General features: G+C 64.0%; 16 protein-coding genes. 4 read left to right on the top strand and 12 right to left on the bottom strand.

What is annotated here, in order from left to right:
- Nucleotides 1-47 precede the first annotated feature (47 nt).
- Entirely contained in the window at nt 48-890 is an 843-nt protein-coding gene (locus AC07SU_RS01775; RefSeq protein WP_494996186.1) for a sulfotransferase family protein, read from the bottom strand.
- Nucleotides 891-999: 109 nt separating this feature from the next.
- Complete coding sequence (locus AC07SU_RS01770; protein ID WP_494996031.1) at nt 1,000-2,613, bottom strand: glycosyltransferase family 39 protein; 1,614 nt, start codon at nt 2,611-2,613, stop codon at nt 1,000-1,002.
- Nucleotides 2,614-2,812: 199 nt separating this feature from the next.
- Here AC07SU_RS01770 and AC07SU_RS01765 point away from each other — a divergent pair, with 199 nt between their 5' ends.
- Together AC07SU_RS01765 and AC07SU_RS01760 are read left to right on the top strand one after the other, a co-directional pair.
- On the top strand, nt 2,813-3,403 hold the full coding sequence (locus AC07SU_RS01765; protein ID WP_494996030.1) for a phage tail protein: 591 nt from the start codon (nt 2,813-2,815) through the stop codon (nt 3,401-3,403).
- A gap of 56 nt (nt 3,404-3,459) precedes the next feature.
- Nucleotides 3,460-3,768: a hypothetical protein gene (locus AC07SU_RS01760; protein ID WP_494996029.1), complete on the top strand. Its 309-nt coding sequence runs from the start codon at nt 3,460-3,462 to the stop codon at nt 3,766-3,768.
- Here the strand turns inward: AC07SU_RS01760 and AC07SU_RS01755 are convergent.
- The 4 genes from AC07SU_RS01755 to AC07SU_RS01740 are packed head-to-tail and all read right to left on the bottom strand — an operon-like array spanning nt 3,744 to nt 8,460.
- Complete coding sequence (locus AC07SU_RS01755) at nt 3,744-4,259, bottom strand: GNAT family N-acetyltransferase (protein ID WP_494996028.1); 516 nt, start codon at nt 4,257-4,259, stop codon at nt 3,744-3,746. The two genes, AC07SU_RS01760 and AC07SU_RS01755, sit on opposite strands and share 25 nt — an antisense overlap.
- 15 nt (nt 4,260-4,274) lie before the next feature.
- Nucleotides 4,275-6,371 carry a site-2 protease family protein gene (locus tag AC07SU_RS01750; RefSeq protein WP_494996027.1) on the bottom strand — a complete coding sequence of 699 codons (2,097 nt, stop codon included), beginning with the start codon at nt 6,369-6,371 and terminating at the stop codon, nt 4,275-4,277.
- Nucleotides 6,371-7,690, bottom strand: coding sequence for an efflux RND transporter periplasmic adaptor subunit (locus AC07SU_RS01745; RefSeq protein WP_494996026.1), 1,320 nt, complete (start codon nt 7,688-7,690; stop codon nt 6,371-6,373). The genes AC07SU_RS01750 and AC07SU_RS01745 overlap by 1 nt, the downstream gene beginning before the upstream one ends.
- Entirely contained in the window at nt 7,687-8,460 is a 774-nt protein-coding gene (locus tag AC07SU_RS01740) for an efflux RND transporter periplasmic adaptor subunit (RefSeq protein ID WP_494996025.1), read from the bottom strand. Before AC07SU_RS01740 ends, AC07SU_RS01745 begins: the two co-directional genes overlap by 4 nt.
- A gap of 163 nt (nt 8,461-8,623) precedes the next feature.
- Here AC07SU_RS01740 and AC07SU_RS01735 point away from each other — a divergent pair, with 163 nt between their 5' ends.
- Both AC07SU_RS01735 and AC07SU_RS01730 read left to right on the top strand, forming a co-directional pair.
- Nucleotides 8,624-10,795 (top strand): PA5441 family protein, encoded by a 2,172-nt coding sequence (locus AC07SU_RS01735; RefSeq protein ID WP_494996024.1) that lies wholly within the window; start codon nt 8,624-8,626, stop codon nt 10,793-10,795.
- Entirely contained in the window at nt 10,792-11,496 is a 705-nt protein-coding gene (locus tag AC07SU_RS01730; protein ID WP_494996023.1) for a DUF3142 domain-containing protein, read from the top strand. Before AC07SU_RS01735 ends, AC07SU_RS01730 begins: the two co-directional genes overlap by 4 nt.
- A 74-nt stretch (nt 11,497-11,570) precedes the next feature.
- On the opposite strand, the gene AC07SU_RS01725 is transcribed toward AC07SU_RS01730, so the two are convergent.
- From AC07SU_RS01725 to AC07SU_RS01700, 6 genes are all read right to left on the bottom strand, one after another.
- Complete coding sequence (locus AC07SU_RS01725; RefSeq protein ID WP_176997448.1) at nt 11,571-14,021, bottom strand: TonB-dependent siderophore receptor; 2,451 nt, start codon at nt 14,019-14,021, stop codon at nt 11,571-11,573.
- A 106-nt stretch (nt 14,022-14,127) separates the two neighbouring features.
- Complete coding sequence (locus AC07SU_RS01720; protein WP_176997449.1) at nt 14,128-15,078, bottom strand: FecR domain-containing protein; 951 nt, start codon at nt 15,076-15,078, stop codon at nt 14,128-14,130.
- Nucleotides 15,075-15,584, bottom strand: coding sequence for a sigma-70 family RNA polymerase sigma factor (locus AC07SU_RS01715; RefSeq protein ID WP_176997450.1), 510 nt, complete (start codon nt 15,582-15,584; stop codon nt 15,075-15,077). Before AC07SU_RS01715 ends, AC07SU_RS01720 begins: the two co-directional genes overlap by 4 nt.
- 74 nt (nt 15,585-15,658) lie before the next feature.
- On the bottom strand, nt 15,659-17,104 hold the full coding sequence (locus tag AC07SU_RS01710) for an efflux transporter outer membrane subunit (RefSeq protein ID WP_494996022.1): 1,446 nt from the start codon (nt 17,102-17,104) through the stop codon (nt 15,659-15,661).
- On the bottom strand, nt 17,101-18,159 hold the full coding sequence (locus tag AC07SU_RS01705; RefSeq protein ID WP_494996021.1) for an HlyD family secretion protein: 1,059 nt from the start codon (nt 18,157-18,159) through the stop codon (nt 17,101-17,103). Before AC07SU_RS01705 ends, AC07SU_RS01710 begins: the two co-directional genes overlap by 4 nt.
- 15 nt (nt 18,160-18,174) lie before the next feature.
- Nucleotides 18,175-19,710: an MFS transporter gene (locus AC07SU_RS01700; RefSeq protein ID WP_494996020.1), complete on the bottom strand. Its 1,536-nt coding sequence runs from the start codon at nt 19,708-19,710 to the stop codon at nt 18,175-18,177.
- Nucleotides 19,711-19,891 lie beyond the last annotated feature (181 nt).

The raw sequence follows: 19,891 nt of genomic DNA, 5'->3' as shown, positions 1-19,891 counted from the left end.
CTCACCCGGCGTCGAACGTTCTTTGAGAGAAAATAAAAACGCCGCGATCAATTGATCGCGGCGTTGGCCTTCATACGAATCACATTGGCGGCACTGGCTGAACCGTCCTGCCAAAACGACAACTCGGTGTACTGCTGGAACAGGTCCGGCGGCAAAATCGTGCGCCGCGCCTGCAGGCGCACCTTGGGCTGGACCTTGTGCAAGCCGGACACACCCAGCGCCTGGTCAAACTCGGGCGCGTCGTAGACGAGGTTGTCGAAGTCATGCTCAAACCACGGCTCGCCGATAAAGTCGTACACCAGCCGCAGTACCCGCTCCGGGGCCTGACTGAGCAGGTCGTAATCGACGATCAGCAATGAGTCGGCGTGTTCGCCGTAATAGGCTTCCTTGAGTGCCGCCCACGAGAAGCCCACCAACCGGTTGCGCTGCGCCAGGGTTTCACAGCGGCTGTACACCGTGTTGCGCTCGACATCGTCGCCAAACAGCTTGGTGTTTTCGAAAGGATTGGCGCGGTATAGCCGTTCCAGGCTGTCCATGATCCAGGCGACGTTGCGCACGCAGGCAATGACTTTGGATTGGGGAAACAGGTCATGCAGCGCGGGCATGCGCGCGCACCACTGGCGGTTGGTGTCGAACACCAGCGGCGTGGAGACCTTGTCGGCGTAGTAGGAATCGAACAGGCCGCGCAACAGGCGGCGACGGGTATTGGCGTCAATCACCGCGCCAAACTCGCTGCCAGCGCTGCACTGCGCCAACACACCGTTGAACAAGGTCCCTACGGGGCTGCTCATGCCCGCGTGAAAACGCGGGTTCTGCAGCAAAATCGCCGAGAGCAGGGTGGACCCTGAACGGGGCAATCCGGAGATAAAGTGATACTGCAATCCCTTCACCACTTTGTCAGACAAAAATCCATTTGTGGCCGTAGAGTAGTTCAGGATTGCGCGATCAACTAGTGGTCAATTGCCACTATTTTGGTATTCCCCTAATACCGAATGGATATTAACGGCAGCCCTCGGGCTGCGAGGGCTCTGGCCCGCGGCACAGCACAAACAACCGCGCCCGCGCCCCGCCGCCGTCCTGCTGCAAAAGTTGTTTCCAGCCGTCGGGAATCGGCGCGAAATCGTCCGGTATGTCGGTACTGCTGATCAACCACACGCGCCGGGTATCGGCGGGTAATGCCGACAAACGGTCGAGGTAAATGCGCCCACCATCCTGGTCCACCAGGGTGCCGAAGCCATAGGCATTCGGCCGGGTCGGGGTGCCATCGGGTTTGGGCGGCGTGTAGAGCTGCAATTGGGCGTCGGTCTGGTCGTAATAGACGTAGCTGAGGTACCACATCATGTCGCTGAGGACGATGCGGTCATCTTCCTGGTAATTACGGTTGACGAACTCCACCGGCACGTTGAACTGGTCATGCTCGTCAACGGTGAAGTTGTTCTTCAACCCGAGGAGTTCCACACCCACGAACAACACAAACAGCGCGGCCCCCAACCAAGACCGGCGTGCGGGCAAACGGTCGATGGCCAGCGCGACCAGGATCGGCAAGCCCAGCGCATACACGGTGAGGTAGCGCTCGATAAACACCGGCGAGATAAAAGACACGCCGTACACCAGCAGCAACGGCAGCAGGAAGAACAACGCCAGCAGACAGGCGGGCCGTTGGTGTTCACGGTCTCGCCAGGCGGTGACACCGACCACGGCGATCAGCAGCAGCGGGAACAACCAGAACAGCGGTTTCCAGAACCCGATGCCTTCGTCCTGAAGCATGAACTGCCAGATCATCGACGGTACGGAGATCAACGTGACCGGGTCTTCCCAGCCAATATCACCGCCAACCTTGAGCTGTTCGACGTGCTGGATCAGGTCCAGCAAGTTCGGCAGCCACGGCAAGTACAGCGCGACGATCACAGCGTTGGCGCACCACCAGGACGGGCGCAGGATGAGGCGTTGGCCAGCCGGCTGGCCGCGGCACAACCCCCCCAGGTAAGCCCAGTGCACCAGCACACACAGCGCGGTGAAGTAATGGGTGTAAAAGCCGGCCGTCATCAGCAGCACGTAGGCCGCCAGGTAGCGCGTGCGCTGAGGCTGGCGAATCCAGTAGACCAATGCCAGCGTCGCCCCCAAAAGCCACACAGCCAGCAGCGAGTACATGCGCACTTCCTGGCTGTAGCGTACGGCGGTAGGAAATAACGCCAGCAGCACTCCGGCCAGCACAGCGGCGCGACGAGTGGACACCTGCCGCGTCAGCCAGATACCCAGGCCCACCGCGACCACGCCGGGAAGGGCGCTCATGCCGCGAATCGACCAGATGCTGTCACCGAACAGCTCGATCCATCCCCGCAGCATGAAAAAATACAACGGCGGGTGTACGTCATGGGCCGCGTGAAACCACAGGTCGGCCATCGCGTATTCGCTGAGCAGCAGGCTGGAGCCTTCGTCGCCCCAGATCGCCGAGGCGGTCAGGCAATAAAAGCGCACGCCCATGGCCAGCGCCAGGATCGGCACCCACCATAAACGGCTGAGCCAACCGGCACCTTCCCAGGCGCCTTCGAGGCGATTGACTGCGGGAAATACCCCAACCTTGTCGTCTTGTTCTACCACAGACCGTCGCACCTCAATTCCCCTGAAACTGCCCGCTGGCCGGGCAAAACCTGCACACGTGCAAACAAGCGCCACTCTAGGACAAAAGCCCCGGTTTCGCTCGCTGTTTCGCTGCCGACAGGCGGCGCGCAACAGCTGCGTCTACGCTCTGCGATGACACCAGATCGATTGGCGTCACACCCCGTATAGCCCATACAAGGATGAGCGATTCATGGAAGTATTCATCGGCACCATTCAACCCTTTGCGTTTAACTTTGCCCCACAAGGCTGGGCCTTGTGCGCCGGCCAGACCCTCTCCATCAACCAGAACCAGGCATTGTTCGCCCTGATCACTACCACCTACGGCGGCGATGGCGTGCAGACCTTCAAGTTGCCAGACCTGCAAGGCCGGCTGCCCGTCGGCCAAGGCAGCGGCGCGGGCCTGACCACGCGCGTCATCGGCGAATTTTCCGGCACTGAATCCGTGACGGCCACGCTGGTCAACCTGCCGGCCCATACCCACACCGCCACCGCGATCACCGCCACCACGGCGATCCAACTGACGAGCCTGACCAGCAACCCAGTGACAACACCCACCGCCACCAACTCATTCATTGGCGCCTCCGGCGGCGGACCAGGCAGCGCGTCGATCTACTCGGACCAACAGGGCGCCAACCCGGTGCCCCTCCAGGGGGTGACCACCACGGTGACCAGCCCGACCATCGGCCCGGCCGGCCAGGGCCAACCCATGGCGACCATGAACCCCTTCCTGGCGATCAATTTCAGTATTGCCCTGAGCGGCATCTTTCCGTCACGCGGCTGACGCACTGCCTTGGCCGAGGCTCGCGGGCCTCGGCACCTCTGACGTGGAGCCTTCCTATGCTGAACCTGGTCACCCTCGAACACTTTCGACCCTTGCTCGCGCGCACCAGCGTGCTGTACCTGCCGGACGGCTCGGCGCTGCCGATCCAGGTGCAGAGCCTGCGCGAAACGCCAGACGCCACTATGCCCGGCGCCACTCGTGCAGCGTTCAGTGTGCAACTCAACAGCCTCGGCCCGACGGACTTCGTCGATGGCTTATGCCGCTTGCCGCTGCCCGGCGCCACCCTGGAACAGGTGTTTGTGTCCCGGGAGCCCGCCATGGGCCGTGACAGCGAGCGGGGCTACTTCTGCATTGTGTTCAACTGAGACGGGTACCACACCAACCGCTGCGCGGCGGGTGTCTCTTCCTCCACCCGAAACCCCAGCGCCAGGTAATGCTGGCGCGCCTGGGGGTTGCTGGCCCACACCACCGTGGCCACCGGGCAGAACACCTGCGTGGCCGCTTGCTGCACCCCTTTGAGCACCGCACGGCCAAACCCCTGGCCACGTGCCGCAGGGATAAACGCCAAATACAGCACGCGAATTTCATTGGGCCCGAAGTCCGCGCTCAAGGCGCCGATGGGCGTGCCGAGCTTTTCGATCACGTAATGCAGGGCGCCAGGAAAATGCGTGTCCATGCCGGTTTCCTGAACCTGGAACTGCTGGCTGATCACCTCTTCCACCAGCCCCTGCTCGCCATCAATCCACTGCAAATCCGCCCGCGCCGAACGGTACAAACTGTGCAAAAACGGCTGATCACCCGCCCGTGAAGGGCGCATTTCCAGCCCCAGCGCCAACGCGCCCTCCTTGTTCATCATCGCGTTCAACTCCTGTCAGAACCCGCTTTCCCGAACGCCCAACGCCGCTGCCCGTCGCCAGGCCACGCCCAGCACTGACTCGCTGCGCCCTTGCAGCACCACCACGCCGCGCAACGGTTGGTGTGGAGTTTCGATCGTTTGCACACTTTTCAACCGCGCGCCGTACTGGGCCTGCACCGGCTCCGGACGCTGGTTTTCATCGCGGCGCACGGCAATCGGCCCGTGGTGATCGGACGTCAGTGCCTCCTGGTCCAGATACGCCACGCCGTTGGCGTCGATATCGGTCAGCTCCACGGCGATGGCGGCGTGCATCGGGTCATCAGCGATAAATCGCCCGGTCGACCCCGACGCAACCCGCCACAGTTCGGCTTCAGCCAGGTAACCGCGCAGGCGCGCGCCGTCTTCCACCACTCGCGCCAGCACGTCTTTGGGCGACAGCCAGCGACCCACGCTCAATTGCGGCAACACATCGCGCACGGTGCCCGCGTGGGGGGCGCGCAACAGCAGACGCTCACGCTGGGCAGCCAACCCACGGTATTCGGCGAGGGCCTGTGACAGGCGTTGATCGTTGATGCCGGCGTCTGCCGCCGTTTCGCTGCGCCCGGCCTGGCGGCGCATTTGCAGCTGCAAAATCTCCACTTCACGGCGCACGATGCTTTGCCGGGCGTCCAGGTCCGGCGACTCCAGCTCCACCAGCACCTGGCCCTGGGTCACCACTTGGCCATCCACCACGCGCAATTGCTTGACCCGCGCCGCCACCGGCGCATGCAACGCGCTGGCCCGCCCGGCTTCAAGCATGGCGGGCAACTCCACCCCACTGCGCCACGGCACCACCAGCACCAGCACGATCAACGCCAGGCCCAGGCCGCTGAGCAGCACGCGGGGCGCGTGGGCCTGGCTGCGACGGCCCCACCATTCGCGCCACTCCTTGCAAATCGGCAGGAAGATGAACCACACCAGCTCCACCAGCATCAGGAAGATCCCCAGCAGCTTGAAGAACAGGTGATACACCGCCAGCGCAATCCCCAGGAACAACGCCGCCCGCCACAGCCACGACAGGTAGCCCCACCACAGCAACCGCCGTTGCATCACCGGCGACCACGGCTCCGGCGCCGGCTCGCCGTAGCCGAACAGCGCCTCGCGCAGGCGCCAGCGGCACAGGGCAAAGGCGCGGCCTTGCAAATTGTCGACGCCCCATAAGTCGCTGATCAAAAAGTAACCATCAAAGCGCATGAACGGGTTGAGGTTGATCGCCAGCGTCGTCAACCACGTGGCGCTGGCCAGCATGAATGCGGCGGTGCGCGCCGGACCGTCCGGCAACAGTGACCAGGCCAGCAATGCCACACACGCCAGCAGCAGTTCAGCCATCACGCCACCGGCACCGATCATCAACCGTGCCCGGCGATCATTGACCCGCCAGGCGTCACTCACGTCGGTGTAGAACATCGGCAGCAACACCATGAACGCCACGCCCATGCTCTGCACGCGACAACCGGCGCGCTTGGCCATAAACGCGTGGCCGAACTCATGGCATAACTTGGCAAAGAACAGCGCCACACCAAATGCGAGGGCGCCGCCCAGGCTGAACAGATGCGGGAACGTCGCCAGGAAGCGCTGCCAATCGCGCGCAACCAAAAATATGCCCAGGCCCAGCACAATGGGCAAACCGTAGCGCAACAACCCCGGGCCGAAGCGCGCCAGCCATGGCCAGGCACGATTGAGAAATGCATCCGGCCGCCACAGCGGGATGCGGAAAAACAGGTACTGGTGCAGCAACACCTGCCACAGGCTTTGCTTCTGAGCGGCGGCTTTATAGAGGTAGCTGGCGCGTTGTTCCGGGTCGAGAGCGGCGATCAGGTCGTGGGCGCGCAAGAAACCCAGCAGCTCTTCCACCTCGGAATCGCCCAGCGGCAAGCCCGGCTCGCGGTTGGCGGCTTGCAAGACTTTGTCCGGATCACCCAGCGACCAATGGCGCAGCAGGCGAATGGCCGTAGCGCCCAATTTGAAATAGCGCCCGCGCACCGGGTCGGCCAGGGTCCAGCGGGGCGAACCATCCAACGCCGGCCCACTGCTGGACAGTTGCAGGTCGTCGCGCAGTTGAGGCAGGTTCATCAGAGGCCAACGCTCTGGCGTAGACCCGCCAGCGGCCGGCGCAACAGGTACAGCGCCAGCGGCGCGCGCTCACCATAGATCTTCGCCGTGCCGCGCAGGCCGATACGCGGCGGCGCGGCATCGAACTGCGCATCCAGGCGATAGGCCAATTGGCCGCCCGGCGTGGGCTGCGCTTCGTAGGCCGCGCGTTGCAGGGTGGCCAGGTAGCGTTGCAATGGGTCGCTGTCGAGAAACAGCGCGATTTGGGCGTTGGGCGCCAGGGCAATCGCATCGCCCACGGCCAGTTCGATGCGCAGCTCGGCCTGACCGGGGTCGGCGATCTGCAGCAAGCGTTCACCGGTTTGCACAGGTTTGCCGGTCCAACGCTCGGCGTCGGCAAAGACCGCAATACCGTCGCGCTCAGCGCGCACTTCGCTGCGTTTGAGCAGCTCACGGGCGTAATCGCGTTCGGCGCGTTTTTGCTCGACGCGAGCGGCCAGCAGGTCGATGCGCGAGCTGGATTCGGCATCGGCGAACGCGCGCTGGGCGTTGGCCTTGAGTTCGGCTTCCGCCACGCCCAGGGCGCGCGCGGCCACATCGGCCTGGGCGGTGAGGGTGGTGCTTTCAAAGCGCAGCAGCAGGTCGCCGGTTTTCACCGCCTGGTTGGGCTTGACCAGGAACTCGGCGATCACGCCATCCAGCGGGGCCGCCACCACTTGCCCCGCCAACGGCACCACTTCGGCTGGCGCCAATACCGACTGGCGCACCGGAATCAGCAGCATCAACAGCAACGCGACCACCACCAGCACCTGGCGTTTGCGCGTCAGGCGCAGGCGCCACGGCCGGCGCGGTTGCAGCGCATGCCAGGCATGGCTGTAGGTGCCGCCCAATTGCGAAAGCAATACTTGCTCGGCCGGGTTCCACGGCGTATCCCGTGCCAACCACAGGCCGCCGAACACTTGGTTTTGAGGGTCGATCAACGGCAACCAGAACACATGGGCAGCCGACAAGCTCTGCCAATCGGCCTGCACCGCTGCACTCAATGGCTCGGCGGGCACCACCCGCGCCATCTCGCCCAAACCCTGGGCGTGCAACTGCGCCACCGCCTGCTCGACAAATGCCACGAACGGCGCGTTCGGATCGACACTGCTCACCGCCGTCACCGCCTGCACCTTGCCGGCGATCAGCAAGGCGGCATGGCGATAGCCGAACAGCGGCTGCCCATCGTTGACCAGGCTGTAGGCCAGTTGCTCAGTGGTGCGCGCGGCGCGGGTCTGGCGCTCAAGGTCGAGGAACTGCGCGAACACCCGCTCGGTGTTGCCCGGGATCGGTGCGTTCATTGCTGTTGGGCAAAGTGCGCGGTGCCGCTCATGCCGGCCATCAAGCCCGTGGCATTGGGCAGGGTGGCAACTAGCAGCAGCGTCTGGCTGCCCTCATCGATACGCGCGCCGAGACGCTTGACCGTGGCGCTGAACGCCTGGCCAGTTTCGTCGGGGGTGAAGTTGAAGGTCTGGCCGGGCTTGAGTTTGGCCATCCAGCTTGACGGCACCAACAGGTGAATTTCCAGGCTGCGGTTGTCGACGATTTCCAGCAATGGCGCGCCGGCCGATACGCTCTCATAGCGCTGGACCTTGCGCTGTACCACCTGGCCGTCATACGGCGCCAGCACGCTGCAGCGCTTGACCTGCACCTGATACACCTGGGACTGGGCTTGGGTTTCGGTGAGCTTGGCTTCGGCACGGGCCACTTCAAAACGCCCGACGGAATTGAGCGCCGCCAATTGCTTGTTGTGGGCCAGTTCTTCACCGGCGCCACGGCTGGCGGCTTGGGCAGCGTTGAGCTGGGCCTGGTAGGCCGAGCAGTCAAAACGAGCCAGGGTGTCGCCTTTCTTGAACGATTCGCCCTCGCTGAACGGCAGCTCGACGATGCGCCCCGATAGCTCGCTGGCCAGCATCGCCTGGTCGCGGGCGCGCAATACGCCACGGGCCTCGCTGCTGGCGCTGGCTGCGGCGGCGGCCGGCTGATCCAGTAATGGGTCCTGGGCCAGGGCCAACGGTGCAATGCCCATCCAGCAGGAAAATCCGAACACCCATCCACGTAACGGCTTCATACGATCGACCTCCCTGACGATGACCGCAGTCTAGGGCAGCAAGGTTAAATTGCCACTACTAAAAATCGGACAAATCAGCATTTTGTGTGGGCATTCACCGAAGAGGCTGTCGGATCAAGCTATGATTGCGGCCCCTCCAAGGACTCAGGATCAAGGACACGTCATGCGCATCGGTTTTCTGTCACCCCTGGCGCTGGCCCTGCTGGCCGGCACTTCCCTGCAGGCCCAGGCCAGTTCCGACGATTCGTGCTACCCGGATTGGCGGGTGTCGCGCAGCAGCCTGGACACCTGCAGCAACCTGCCCTTCCTGAGCCCGGGCAATGACAGCCGGGTGAACCTGCGTTTGTTGCTGGCCGATAAGAAATCCGCACCCCTGACGCCGAATGCCCTGAATGACGATGACCTGGCCCAAGGCTTCGGCCCGGTGCCGTTCCCGGTGTACCGCCTGGCGCCCCATGCAGACAACAGCACCGAGCCCGACGACGGCCCGGACGATTCGCGCACTGCTGAACTCGATACCTTGCTCGGCCCGCTGGGCATCAAGCGCGACGAGTACAAAACCGCCGGCGAAGCCTTCCTCAATGGCGAAGGCAGCCGCTGCCGCAGCAACGACGATGACAGCGCCACCGCGTTCATCAGCCAGGTGGTCAAAGCCGACATGCCTGCGCCGGAGCGCGAATTGCTGGTCAAGGCCCGCCTGCAACTGCTGACCACCTGCGACTGGGACGGCCCGGTGGTAGCGGACCCGCAGCAGATCCAGTCCGCCGACGGCCAAGTGTTGCGCGACTACCTGCAAGCCGCCGCCGACTTCTACAGCGGCCGTTTCGCCGAGGCGTCCAGCGGCTTCGCGGCGGCCGGCAAAAGCGCGTTGCCGTGGTTGAAGGAAGCCGCGCAGTACATGACCGCGCGCACTGCGCTTAATCAGGCTCAGGCCAACGCCTACGACGAAGACGGCATGCCGCACCTGGACCGTGTGGATAAGTCCGCCCTGGCCGAGGCCGAGCAGGGTTTCGACAGCTACCTGAAGGCTTATCCACAGGGCACCTACAGCACCTCCGCACGGGGCCTGTTGCGCCGGGTGTACTGGTTGGCCAACGACAACAGCAAGCTGGCCGACGCGTTCGCCTGGCAATTGACCCAGGCGAGCGATGCACAGCGCAATGTGTCGGTGGATGAGCTGGTGGAAGAGGCAGACCTCAAGCTGCTGATGGTCAACAGCGAGACCGTCAAGACGCCGATGATCCAGCTGGTCAGCGACCTGATGGTGATGCGCGGCGGCAACCAACCGAGCCTCAGTCGTGCAGACATCGAGCAGCAAAAAGCGGTGTTTGCCAGCGAGCCGGAACTTTACGACTACCTGTTGGCGGTGAATGCGCTGTACACCGAGCAGCAGCCCGACGCCGCCCTCAAGCTGTTGCCGCAGAACGTGCCGTCGAGCCTGAATTACTTCGCCTTCAGCCAGCAGACCCTGCGCGCCCTGGCCCTGGAAGCCAAACAAGACTGGAAAGGCGCCGAGGCCTTGTGGCTGCAACTGCTGCCGCTGGCAACACTGCCACTGCAACGCGACCAGCTGGAATTGGCCCTGGCGATGAACTACGAGCGCAGCGGCCAGTTGGCCAAGGTGTTTGCCGCCGACTCGCCGATAGGCGCCAAGCAGGTGCGTTACATCCTGCTGCGCAACATCGCAGGCCCCGACCTGCTGCGCCAGCAGATCGCCAAGGCCAGCGACCCGGTAGAGCGCGAGACCGCCCAGTTCGTGCTGCTCTATAAAGACTTGCTGCGCGGCCAGTACGCGACATTCGCCGACGACCTCAAGCAACTGCCCGCCTCGGCCCCCGAGGACAAGTTGGGCACCAGCCTGGGTTACATCTACAGCGCCAGCCAGACCTTGAAGCTGTTCCAGTGGAACGGCGACAAGGCCGAGTCGGGCTACGCCTGCCCGAGCATCGCGCAAACCGCCGCCACCTTGCAGGCCGACGGCAAGAGCCCACAGGCGCTGAACTGCCTGGGTGAGTTCATCCTGCGCAACAACCTCGACGGCATGCCACTGGAACAAGCCCGTGCAGCGGGCAGCCTGGGCAGCACCGCGTCGCAGTTCAAAGGCGAAACCTTTTCGCGGCTCGACGGCTACAAGCAGGTGATCGGCAACGCCAAGGCGTCGAAGAACGATAAGGCCTACGCGCTGTTCCGCGCCATCAATTGCTACGCGCCGGCCGGCTACAACAGTTGCGGCGGCGTTGATGTAGAGCCGGCCGTGCGTAAAGCCTGGTTCCGCCAGCTCAAGAGCGGTTTCGCCGACACCCAGTGGGGCAAATCGCTGCAGTACTACTGGTGAAGCACCTGTGGCTGGGCTTGCTCCTGTTGGCAAGCCCGGCGTTCGGCGCCGTCGATGCCAGCGACTATGACGCCTTCTGGCTGTGGAGCGGCGTGACGCCCCAGCCGGTGCTCAAGCAGGCCAACACCCTGTACATCCTCCAGGGCCAAATCAACTCAACGCGCCGGGCGCCAGCGCGCGGCGTGCAGCTTATCGCCCAAGGCATGAGCGTGCCGCGCCTCACCCGTGGCGAGGTCTGGGTGGTGTACCGCGCCCACACGCTGCACTGGCCAGAGCGGGTCTACACCCAACTGCTCGGCCAGGTGCAACGCTGGCGTGATGCGGGCAACCCGGTGGTCGGCATCCAGATCGACTTCGACGCCCGCACCCAATACCTGCACGAATACGCCGACTTCCTGCGCGACCTGCGCCAACGCCTGCCGGCCGACCTGCGCCTGAGCATCACCGGCCTGATGGACTGGAGCAGCAACGCCGACCCCGCCGCCATCGCCCAGCTCAAAGGCGTGGTGGATGAGGTGGTGGTGCAGACTTATCAGGGGCGGCACAGCATTCCGGACTACGCGGCGTATTTGCCACGGATGAACCGCTTGGGGGTGCCGTTCAAGATCGGGTTGATTCAGGGCGGGGTTTGGGAGGAGCCGGGGTATTTGAAGAAGAGTGAGTGGTTTCGCGGGTATGTGGTGTTTTTGCAGAACCCGTAGGCACCCGGCTTGCCGGCGATGGCGGTCTCAGTGGCCTCATCGCCGGCAAGCCGGGCTGCTACAGGGGGTTGCGGTTACCAGTCGTAGGTCAGGCTTGATACGGCGGTGCGCCCTTCCCCGTAGTAGCAATCCAGGTCGCTGGTGCATTGCGACACATAGGTCTTGTTGGTGAGGTTCTGCACGTTCAGCGCCAGTTTCACGCCCTTGAGTTTGAGCGGCGAGCGGCTCAGGTCGTAACTCAGGCTGGCGTCGTAGACGCTGTAGGACGGCACCGTGAAAGCACCGGCATAGTAATCACCCAGGCTCTGGCGGGCGTAGCGCACACCCAGGCCTGCGCCGAGGCCGGCCAGCGGGGTGTCGCCGAGCACGGTGTAGTTGACCCACATCGAGGCGGTGAGCGGCGAGATGCCTGCCGGGTGGCGGCCCTGGCGACCCTCTTCGTCCTTGGTGTACTTGATGTCGTTGCGCGCCGCCGAGGCGATGATGTCCCAAGCATCGTTGAGGACGGCCTTGGCTTCCAGTTCCACGCCCCGTGAGCGCATGGCACCGCTCTGGGTACTGAAGGTGGCGTCGGGTTCGGTGGTGAGCACGTTTTCCTGGTCGAGCTGGTAAACCGACGCTTGCACAAAACTCTTCTGGCCCGGTGGTTGGTACTTCACGCCCACTTCATATTGCTTGCCGGTCGATGGGTCGAACGGCTTGTGGTCGGCATTGGTGCCGGTCAACGGCAGGAAGGATTCGGAATAGCTGACAAAGGGCGCGAAGCCGTTATCGAACAGGTACACCAAGCCTGCGCGCCCGGTGAAGGCTTCGTCCTTGCTGGCAAAACGGGTGTCCTGGATTGGCTCCTTGTTCACCACGCTGGCCCAGTCATAGCGGCCACCAAGGACCAGCGCCCACTTATCCCATTTGATCTGGTCCTGCACGTACAGGCCAGTCTGGCTCAGGGTACGGTCCCAGCGGTAAGGTTGGCCGTAGTTGATCCGCTGACCATAGACCGGCTTGAACAGGTCGATCACCGGCGGGTTGCGGTCGTACAGGCCGTGGAACAAAGAGCCGGAATGGTAGTAATCCAGGCCAAAAATCATCGTGTGCGACAGTGCGCCGGTATCAAATTCGGCCTGGGCAATGCTGTCCACGCCGAACACCTTGTTGTTCTGCGACCAGTCCACGGCATAGCGCTGCAGGTAGCGCTGGTCCTGCACGCCAGTGACCGGGTTGGCGACGAAGGCGTAGCCGTGCAACGGCGCGGTGTAGCGGTCGTCGACCTCGGCATAGCGTGCGTTTTGCTTGAGGGTCCAAGTCTCGTTCAGGCGGTGAGACACTTCGTAGCCGAGTACGTATTGCTCGCGGTTGTACTGGTTCACGCCCGGCTCGCCGATAAACAGGTCGCGCTTGATCTTGCCGTTGGGGTTGTTCCACAACGTGCCGGACGCGGGCAAGCCTTGGGCTTCGGGGACGCCTTTGTCTTTCTGGTACTGGGCGAACAGGGTCAGGTGGGTATCGTCGTTCGGCCGCCAGGTGAAGCTGGGGGCAATGAACTGGCGCTTGTTCTTTACATAGTTGATCTCGTCCTGCCCGTCATTGGCGAGGCCGGTGAGGCGGTAGAGAAATTGCCCCTGCTCGTCCAGCGGGCCGCCGAGGTCGATGGCGGCGCTTTTGTGTTCATAGGTGCCGGCTTCCAGCACCACCTGGTGCAACGGGGTTTCGGTGGGGCGCTTGCTGACCATGTTGACGATGCCACCTGGCTGGTTCTGCCCGTACAACACCGACGCGGGCCCTTTGAGCACTTCGATGCGCTCCAGGGAGTACGGCTCGATCTGCAACGCGCCACCGGTGCTGCCGCCGCCGTAAGGCAGGTGCAGGCCGTCGAGGTACAGCGGCGTGGGCGAGAAGCCACGCGAGGTCGGTTCATCGAATAATTTGACCCGGTCGGAGAAGCCGCCCGCCGTCATACCCGGCGTGTAGAGCAAGGCCTGGGTGACACTTTGGGCACCACGCGCCTTGATCTCGGCGGCGCTGATCACGTTGATGGTCTGGGGAATTTCCACCAGTGCCGAATCCGTCTTGCTACCGGAGGCGCTGCGCGTGGCGACGATGCCATCCACCGGCCCCCATGCGCTTTCCTGCGCTTGCTGGCCGCTGATCTGGGTGGCGCCAAGCTGCACCGGGCCGTCACCAACCAGTGCCTGCACCGACCAACCGCCCGGCGACTGCACGGCCACCAAGCCAGTGCCCGCCAGCAACCGCTCCAGGCCGCTCCCAACGGCGTAACGCCCTTGCAGGCCAGCGCTGCGCTTGCCTTCGGTGAGTGTTGCATCCACCGACAACAAGATGCCCGAGGCGCTGGCGAACTGGTTCAACGCCTGGTCGAGGTTGCCCGCCGCAATGCTGTAGGTGCGTAGCGCTTCAGCGCTTTGTTCGGCGTAAACCTGGGTCGGCACCATCGGCACAGCAGCCAGCAGGCTGACTAACACGCCACGGCGCAGGGCGCGGGCCAAGGGTTGGATTGGGTGGTGCGGCATTGCAGGACTCCCCGTGAGATCGCTTCTTGATTGGCTTTCAAGAGGTATCCCGGACGAACACGGAAAACCGACAAGGCGCCGCAACATTATTTTTGTAGGGTTGGGGTCAGGCTCGCGCTTTGAGGGTGACCCAATAGCGCGTGACGCTGTGTATGTGGATGGGCAGCGAATGCGCCAGGGCGGCGAGAATGGCGTCGGTGTCCGTCAGCGGAAACACGCCGGTGAGCAGCAGGCCGGCCACGGCGGGATCGCAGCGCAACACGCCGGGGCGATAACGGCCCAGTTGCGTCACAAACTCGCCCAGTGGCTGGCGCTCGGCGATCAGACGGTGCTCGGTCCAACTGCTGGCATTGGCGTTGACCGCAGGCAGCGCCGAGCTTTGGCGTTGGTTGAACCACAGGCTGTCCCCCGCGTTCATCTGCACCGCGGTGCCCTGTGCCGGGGTGACGCGCACGCGGCCTTCATACAGATCGACACGGCTACCGTCAGGCAATTCACGCACGGAAAAACGCGTACCCAGCGCCTGCACATCGCCGGCCGGCGTCTCGACGATCAGCGGGCGCAACGGGTCGTGGCCGCTGGTCAGCAGGATCTCGCCACGGATCAGGCGGATGCGTCGTTCACTGGCGCTGAAACGCAGGTCCACGGCACTGTCGCTGTTGAGGTCCAGGCGCGTGCCGTCGCTGAGGGTGAACTGACGGATCTCGCCCGTGGCGGTGTGGTACTCGGCAAACGCCGCTTGCCAGGGTTCGCTGCGCTGCACCAGATAACCGCTGCCGCCCGCCACCAGCAACACGCCGAGCAACTTGAGGGCCGCCCGGCGATGGGGATCCGGGGTGTCACGCAGCACGGCACGGGCACTGTCGGCCGGCACGCCACTGAGGGTGTGTTGCAAGTGCTGAAGGCGCTGCCAAGCGCGGCGATGCTCCGGGTCGGCGGCCTGCCATTGGGCGAAAGCTTCGCGCTGTTCATCACGCAGTTCATCGCCCCATTGCAGCATCAGCCACTCGCTGGCCTGCTCGACAATGGCCGGGGCGATGGGCGCATCGTGTTTCATTCGGCGTAGGCCACCTGGTAGCAGGCGACAATGGCGCGGGTCATGTACTTCTGCACCGAGCTGACGGTGACGCCCAGGCGTTCGGCAATCTGCGCGTAGCTCAGGCCTTCGAACTGCGACAGCAGGAATGCGCGGCGCACGTTGTCGGGCATGCGGTCGAGCATGGCATCGATCTGCATCAGGGTTTCGAGGATCAGCGCACGGGTTTCCAGGGACGGTGATTCCGGTTCCGGTAAGTGCGCGATGCTTTCCAGGTAGGCGCGTTCGATGCGCAAGCGCCGCCATTGGTCGATCACCAGGTTGCGAGCGATCTGCGCCAGGTAGCTGCGGCTTTCCTTGTCGCCGGGAAAACGCCCGGACACCAGCAGGCGCAGGAACGTGTCCTGCGCCACATCGGCAGCGTGCTCGCGATCGCCCAGGCGTTGGCGCAACCAGCCTTGCAGCCAGCCGTGATGGTCGCGGTACAGGAGATGAAGCTGTTGCTGGCCGTCAGTCGCGGTGTCCATGAAAAGCTCAGATACATTATTGAGAGCAATTATCATTACACCTTATTTCGCGACTGACAAAAACTCTTTGCAGATCAGCGTGCAGCCGTTTGCAGTGGGTACACCGATTCCCAGCCGCCACCCAACGCCTTGTATAACCCGACCATCGCCAGCGAAACACCCGTGGAGCTTTCCACCCACTGCTCCTGGGTGGCCAGCAGCGCGCTTTGCACGGTGAGCACGTTGACGAAATCCACCACGCCTTCCACGTATTGGTGCTGCGCGGTGGCCAGGGCGATCTGGTTCTGGCGCACGGCTTCGGCAAGGCTGTCGCGGCGCAGTTGGCTGGCGTTGTAGCGGGTCAGTTGGTCGTCGATCTCATGCCAGGCGCGCAACACGGTTTGCTGGTAGGCCAGCGCCGCTTCCTGCTGCTGGGCTTCGCGCAGGTTCAACATGCCCTGCAGGCGCCCGCCATTGAACAGCGGCAGGCTGAACTGCGGGCCGAAGGCAAAGGCGCGCGAGCCCCATGAGCCAAAGTCCGACAGCTGCATCGCCTGGGAGCCAAGGCTGCCGGACAGCGTGATGCGCGGGTAGAAGTCACCCTTGGCCACGCCGATGTTGGCGGTGGCGGCATGCAACCGCGCTTCGGCCTGGCGGATATCCGGGCGACGCTCGGCCAGCTCCGAAGGCAGGCCGATGGCGACCTGGCGCTGGGTTTGTGGCACGGCGGCGTCCTTGGACAACTGCGCATGCAGGGCTTGTGGCGGCTCGCCCATCAACAGGCTCAGGGCGTTGATCAACTGGTCCTGGCGTTGCTGCAAATCCGGCAGACGCGCTTCGATGGCCGCCACTTGGGCGGCGGCTTCGGCAACGTCCAAATCGGTGGCCACGCCGTCGGCCAGGCGCAGTTGCGAGAGCTTGAGGCTGTGGCGGGCGACGTCCAGGTTCTGCTCGGTGACGGCGCGGGTATTTTGCACGCCGCGCAGCTGGATGTAGTCCTGGGCAGTCTCGGCAAGCACTGACAGCAGCACGGCGCGACGGTCATTCTCTGCCACTTGCAGGGTGGCGTCGGCGGCTTCGGTTTCGCGTTTGACCCGGCCCCAGAAGTCCAGCTCCCATGCGGCAGAGAAGCCCATGTCCCACTGGTTATAGGCCGAGCGGCCGTTCTCGCCGGACGGGTCGCTCAAGCCCTTGGCGCTGTTGCGCTGGCGCAGGTAGTCACCGGTGGCGTTGACGTTGGGGTAACGCTCGGCGGTGGTCACCTGGCGCACGGCACGGCTCTGTTGCAGGCGGCTGCTGGTCAGCTTCAGGTCGAGGTTGTCGGTGAGCGCGCGACGCGTGAGGGCTGAGAGTTGCTCATCGTGGAACACGTCCCACCAGCGCTCTTGCAGCGGGTCGCTGGTGGCATGGCTGTCAGCCTGGCGACCCTGGGGTTCACTCCATTGCGTCACTTGCGGGCTTTGCGGCGTGTGGAAATCCGGGCCGACCGTGCAGGCGCTCAGGCTGACGAGGCTCAAGGTGAGCCAGGCGATGTATTTCATTGCTGGGCCACCTCACGGGTTTTCGCCACCGGCTGGGTATCGACGCTGGCTTCCACCGACATACCGACCCGCAGGCGCTCGGCGTGGGCCTGGCCAGGCTCCAGCACGATCTTCACCGGAATGCGCTGCACCACCTTGGTGAAATTGCCGGTGGCGTTATCCGGTTTGACCGACGCGAACGTCACCCCGGTGGCTGGCGCCAGGCTTTCGAGATGGCCGTTGAGCAGCTCGCCATCCAGGCTGTCGACACGCACCTGAACCGCCTGGCCCGCGTGCATGTGGGACAGTTGGGTTTCCTGGAAATTGGCCACCACGTAGGCATCGGCCAACGGCACCACGGCGAGGATCTTGCTGCCCGGCGTCACGTAGGCACCGACGCGCACGGCACGCTCGCCGACCATGCCGTCCACCGGCGCCACAATGCGCGTGTAGGACAGCTGAAAACTGGCCAGTTCCAAGGCCGCCTGGGCACGTTTGAGCCCGCCTTCGGCCGCATCACGCTGGGCGGTGAGGATCTCTACCTGCTTGCGTTCGGCCGCGAGTACGGCAGTGGCATTGGCCAGGCGTGCGGTGGCTTGGTCGATGCGCGTCTTGGCTTGCTGAGCATTTTGCACGGTGCCCGCGCCTACGCCCGCGAGGTGGTTGTAGCGGTTCAGTTCGTGCTCGGCAAAGGCCATTTCGGCGCGGTCTGCCGCGACGGTGGCCTGGGCCTGGGCGATGACCGAGCTTTGCCGCTCCAGGGTGGCCGTGGCGTTTTTCAGTTGGGCCTGGGCGACGAGGGTATCGGCGTCAGCCGCCTGGGCGGCGGCGCGAAAATCGCGGTCGTCAATCAGCGCCAGCAACTGGCCGGCCTTGACCCGCTGGTTGTCTTCCACCAGCACTTCTTTGATGAAGCCCGCCACACGCGGCGCAACCAGGGTGAAGTCGGCGGCGACGAAGGCGTCGTTGGTGGTTTGGCGCTTGCTGCCCAGCACGGCCGGCGCAACCAGGTATACCAGCACGCCCACGGCGAACACCGCGATAACGGAGACGGCAATTTTGTCTTTGCGTTTCATGAGCAATCCTTTTGGCTAGGTCGGTGCGCGCGGTGGAAAAATCCGCGTCGGCATCCAGAAAATCAGCAGAATCAACGCCACCGCGACGGCGGCCATGACGTAATAAAGATCCGACGACGTGAGCACCACAGCCTGTTCGTGCAGGCGGTGCGCAAGGCCCGGCGCATCGGCGTCGGCCAGTGGGGCGTTGCCCAGGCCGTCCACCAACATGTTCGAGTGGAAGTGCAGGCGCCGAGTGGTCAGCACATCCAGCACGGCGGTCGCGATCACGGCGGCCAGGCCTTTGATGGTGTTGAACCAGGCCGAGGCGAACGGCCCATCCATCGGTTGGATGCTGCCGGTGGACAGCATCAGCAGCGGCAGCACGGCCATGGGCTGACCGAAGATTTGCAGCAGGTACAGGCCATAGAAGTCGTCGCGGATCCACGCCGAGGTCAGGTGTGCACTGCCCACGCAGCACAGCACCAACATGCCCAGGCCAATGCCCAGCACCCAGCGGCAATCAACCCAGCGCAGGTTGCACAACGCCGCCACCAACGGCAGTGCGATGAGCTGCGGCACCGCCATCAGCAACATCACCGGCGCGGTTTGCAGCGGGCGATAACCCTGGACCTGCGCGAGGAAGCTCGACGGGATGAGGATCACCGAGGTCAGCACCATCAGCACACCGGCCAACACGATCAATGCAAACGACAGGTTGCGCAGGCCGAGCATCTGCAACTTGAAAAACGGGATCGGTTGCGACCATTCGTTGAGCATGAACAGCACCAGCAACAGCGTGCCGCCGCACAGCAAGCAGGTGATCAGGCCCGACTCGAACCAGTCCAGGCGATTGCCTTGCAGCAGGCCGATCACCAACATGCAGATCGCCGGGAACCCCAGCAGCAGGCCGCGCCAGTTGAATTGCTTGAAGCGCTCCAGTCGCAACGGGTCTTGCGGCAGGCCGTAGGCCACGGCGGCCATCGCCAGCAAGCAAGGCGCGACGATCTGCCAGAACGCCCACTGCCAGCCGACGTATTCGGTCCAAAGCGCGGCCAACGGCGTGCCAAGGCTCGGGCCGAAGGTGGCGGTCAGCGCGTAGCCGGCCAGGCCATACAGCTTGACGTTGGCGGGCAGGAAACGCAGCGCCACGGTCATCAGCATCGGCGGCAGCGCCCCGCCCGCCAGGCCTTGCACGGTGCGCAGCACCAACAGGCTTTCGTAGTTCGGCGCAAACGGGCACAGGATGCCCAGCACGGTGAACAGGCCGATCGCGCACAGGGTGAAGCGGCGCAGGGAAAACGTCACCGAACACCAGGGCGCGAAGGCCATGGCCGCGACTGACGTGGCGGTGTAGGCCGCGACCAGCCAGGTGCCTTCGTCAAAACCGATGTACAGCGCACCACGGATATCCGCGAGGGCCACTTTGGTGACCGTCTCGTTGAGGCCGGACACCAACACCGCCAGCAACACACCGACCAGGCCGATGATGATGCGCGGGCCGAACACGGGTGGGCTCATCGCGGTGGGTTTGGCTGCGGCCGCGAGGGTGGGGGCAGCGAGGGAAGTCATGAACGGAGAGCTCGACATTAAAAATACCCGAGCAGTTTAATCAGCCCCATACATGACAAAAAGTTACTTATCGGAAGCTTATAAGTGCGTGAAACGCAATCCATTGATCTGCCCACACCCCTCGTAGGAGCCCGGGGGGGGGGGGGGGGGGGGGGGGGGGGGGGGGGGTGGGGGGGGGGGG

The organism is Pseudomonas sp. GW821-FHT05H12 (genome assembly GCF_059419385.1).
Note: the sequence above shows the minus strand (reverse complement) of the source record. Positions and strands in the feature narration are given on the sequence as shown.